Annotated in this window: 1 rRNA gene; it reads right to left on the bottom strand. The window is 55.7% G+C overall.

Features of this window, described 5'->3' with window-relative positions:
* Nucleotides 1-402: ribosomal RNA gene (locus tag AC27E8_RS00210) — 23S ribosomal RNA — on the bottom strand; the annotation flags it as partial.

Here is a 402-nt window from a genome sequence, read left to right as displayed (position 1 = left end):
CCGTCTCCCACCTATCCTGTACATGGAACACCGTTGTCCCATATCAGGCTACAGTCAAGCTCCACGGGGTCTTTCCGTCTAACCGCGGGTAACCTGCATCTTCACAGGTACTACAATTTCACCGGGTCTCTCGTTGAGACAGTGCCCAAGTCGTTACGCCTTTCGTGCGGGTCGGAACTTACCCGACAAGGAATTTCGCTACCTTAGGACCGTTATAGTTACGGCCGCCGTTTACTGGGGCTTCGATTCGGACCTTCGGGGTACCCCCCCTAAGCCCTCCTCTTAACCTTCCAGCACCGGGCAGGCGTCAGCCCCTATACGTCGCCTTTCGGCTTCGCAGAGACCTGTGTTTTTGCTAAACAGTCGCTTGGGCCTTTTCACTGCGGCTCTTCCTTCAGGAAG

The sequence above is a fragment of the Alicyclobacillus sp. CIJ1 genome (assembly GCF_057538885.1).
Note: the sequence above shows the minus strand (reverse complement) of the source record. Positions and strands in the feature narration are given on the sequence as shown.